The sequence below is a fragment of the Daejeonella sp. genome, from assembly GCF_049655485.1.
GTDB lineage: Bacteria > Bacteroidota > Bacteroidia > Sphingobacteriales > Sphingobacteriaceae > Daejeonella.
The window spans coordinates 1-3,120 of record NZ_JBASJU010000147.1 but is presented as its reverse complement, the minus strand read 5'-3'; the positions used below and the strand labels follow the sequence as shown (position 1 = coordinate 3,120).

The window sequence follows — 3,120 nt, the reverse complement described above, 5'->3', positions numbered from 1 at the left end:
AGTAAAACGTGTTAAGATGTTGACAACGCTACGCGTTCCCCACATCTTAACACGACAACAACAATAAATGTATTTATCTTTATAAAAAAACTGTCAACCTAATTCAGGACGAGTCATCCAAAATCTGCGTCCTCTGCGTTAAACTCTGCGTCCTCTGCGGTAAAAAATGGCCTTTTCCTACTTAAATTATCCATATAAAATTTTACCCCTTGCAGTTTTCTAGACAGAAGCAATAATTCGTAAATTGCCCCCCTCCATGAACATCTCCGACCTAGTTAAAGACCTCAAAAGCCGCAAGTTTAAACCGGTTTACCTGCTTCACGGCGAAGAGTCGTATTATATCGATAAAATCAGTGATTATATCGAGCAGAACGCACTATCGGATGCGGAGAAAGGATTTAACCAAACCATATTTTATGGGAAGGACAGCGATGTAATGAGCATCATCAATTCAGCTAAGCGCTTCCCGATGATGAGCGACTACCAGGTTGTGATTGTTAAGGAAGCACAGGATTTAAAATGGGGTAAGGACGATGAAGGGAAGAAATCTGTAGATCCGATGTTGTCGTACCTGGAGAACCCGCTTTCCAGTACTATTCTCGTTTTCTGCTATCGTAATGGCAAATTCGACAAGCGCAAGAAAACGTATAAGGCGATTGAGAAGAAGGGGGTAGTCTATGAGTCGGCTGAAATATATGATAGCAAGGTGCCGGGATGGATTGAAGATTTCGTCAGGGAGAAAGGTTACAGCATTCATGCACGAGCTTCCGCATTACTTGCCGAGTATCTGGGGAATGATCTTTCCAAAGTCGCTAACGAACTTGAAAAGCTGATGCTGAACGTGAAAAACGGGGAAGAGATCAGTTCAGAGAATGTAGAGAATAATATTGGGATCAGCAAAGAATACAACGTGTTTGAGCTGCAAGCAGCCATCGCCCGGAAGGATGCTTTTAAGGTCAACCAGATTATCAATTACTTTGCTGCCAATCCAAAAAATAACCCGATCCAGTTAGTGCTCGGGAACTTAAATAATTACTTCACTAAGGTTTTAAAATACCATTATGCCACCGACCGCAGTCAGCAGGGACTAGCCAGGGAGCTGGGTGTTGCACCTTTTTTTGTTAAGGATTACGAGAGCGCAGGGAGGAACTACAGCAAACAAAAAACTTTCCAGATAATCAGTTATCTCCGCGAATGCGACCTTAAAACGAAGGGGGTTGATGCCAGTGGTAATACGGAGCAGGGGGAGTTGATGAAGGAGCTGCTTTTTAAGATAATACATTAGAGGTGAAAGGGGAAAGGTGAAAGGGGAGATTCTCCATTTAATTAGCGTCCCCTTTTACGTTGAGATCAATTACACTCGAATGGGGGTAGCCCAATGTGTTTCCGGGAGTTACTTCCATTAAGTTTTTCAGGTAAACGTCGATAATACCTTTTACCACTTTGGTTTTGGTTTCTAAGAATTCGGGCATTACTTCAACGGTGAAACCTTTAAAAGTCATTTTTCCATTATGGTCGACAATGACTTTGAATGAGTATTGGAAATCCTGATAGGCTTTGCTGATGTGGATTTTATATTCCGGAAAAAGGTATTCGTCAGATCGGCTTATGTATCCCAAATATGGGTCGGCATTGGACTTAACTTTCTCGACGGTTAAAATTTTGCTGCGACTTTTAAGCACTACCGGATTCCGGGCTGCAAAGACACTGTCCGGATTGCTGTTTGCCTGGATTGCACGGTATCTGATGAACAAGCTGTCGCTAGCGCTTGGCTGCCGTAGTTTCTCTGAAGTCGTTTTAAGGACCTTTTCGATGTAATCTTTCGCATACAGCGTCATGTAGATGTTTGAAAGGTCTTCTTTAACCACTCTGGATTCCAAAACCATTGCCTGTAATACCAGGCTATCTTTACTGACATGCTTTACCCGGAACCAGTCGCGCGCAAAATGAAAGAGTGCTTTATGGCTGTGAAAGATGCGGTAAGGCATATACTTCTGCCTTTCAGGGCTGTAGATTTTTACAGAATCCTCAGCACTAAAATAAAGTTCCCACTCAGGTTGAAGCTGGAAACCCGATTCATGAAAAGAAAGACCGTTACCGAATCGGCGATATACCTCACTGTATTTGATCCCCTTTACCGGAGTAAATGTGGGATCTGGCTCGTCATTGATAGTTGTTATATAATAGCAGGAAGAAAGTAAAAGCAAGCCGAAAAACGGGACGAACCGGAAAAGGAATTTCATGTGCTGTGAAAATAAGAAAAATCAGTGGAAGTCGCCCACGAAGCCAGCAGAATTACCTGCTACGCTTTCTTTTCCTTAAACCACTTCACAATTTCAGGCATATACCTTTCAAAACCACCGGGACAAAAAATTCAGTACGCCGGCGCGTTCTTCGCCACGATTCGCAAAATCGTGCTGAACGGTGGCTGGTATAAATTTCTGTACAAACAACATTTTTCCACATTAATTATCAAAAACAAAGTTCTCTGTTAATTGTGCTTTTCGCTTTTCTCTCACGCTGTTTAAGCACTGAGATAACCCTGTCTAAGCACTGACATAACACTTAGAAAATAGCGGATAAAATATCGCGTCTTTGTACGGGTTTGGCTTTAACGGCGAGGAGATTTGCGGGTTCATGCTTGGTAAGAATGAAGTAGGAGTTAGGGAGTCCGAGGTATGAGGCAGGAAGTCTGAGATCGGAGGTCAGAAGTCTGAAGTCGGAAGGCAAAAAGCTGAAGACAGGAGGCTGAGTAAATTTTAACACACAAAAGCAAATTTCACGCAGAATTTTGCCCAATTATTTTATAAATCTCGAAATAAAGCGAATTCTTCATTACGAATTTCATAATTCCTTATTCACCAGCATTGCGAATCTCATACTTGCCGAAGCACCGGCATTGTGAAGTTCATAATTGCGCCTTCACCGGCATTGAAAATATGGTAAAAGTGCATTTAGGGGTGGAATTACAAGGATTTTTCGTAAATTATAGGGAGGAGGAAAGAGAGTTGAAAGTTGAAAGGTGAAAGGTGGAAGATGGAAGGTGAAAAGTGAAACGTGGAAGGTGAAATTGAAAGGTGAAATTGGAAGGAAGAAAAGATAAATTGTTGCAGTCGGAAG

The 3,120-nt window shown here is 42.1% G+C and carries 2 protein-coding genes; one reads left to right on the top strand and one right to left on the bottom strand.

The window, feature by feature from the left end; all coding sequences use genetic code 11:
• Nucleotides 1–256 precede the first annotated feature (256 nt).
• Nucleotides 257–1,285, top strand: coding sequence for a DNA polymerase III subunit delta (gene holA / locus WBJ10_RS05975; protein ID WP_424288608.1), 1,029 nt, complete (start codon nucleotides 257–259; stop codon nucleotides 1,283–1,285).
• A 37-nt stretch (nucleotides 1,286–1,322) separates the two neighbouring features.
• On the opposite strand, the gene WBJ10_RS05970 is transcribed toward holA, so the two are convergent.
• Nucleotides 1,323–2,243: a hypothetical protein gene (locus WBJ10_RS05970; protein WP_424288607.1), complete on the bottom strand. Its 921-nt coding sequence runs from the start codon at nucleotides 2,241–2,243 to the stop codon at nucleotides 1,323–1,325.
• Nucleotides 2,244–3,120 lie beyond the last annotated feature (877 nt).

Coding starts and splice junctions, on each gene's coding strand:
- holA (WP_424288608.1), top strand. CDS start 257: ATGAACATCTCCGACCTAGTTAAAGACCTCAAAAGCCGCAAGTTTAAA.
- WBJ10_RS05970 (WP_424288607.1), bottom strand. CDS start 2,243: ATGAAATTCCTTTTCCGGTTCGTCCCGTTTTTCGGCTTGCTTTTACTT.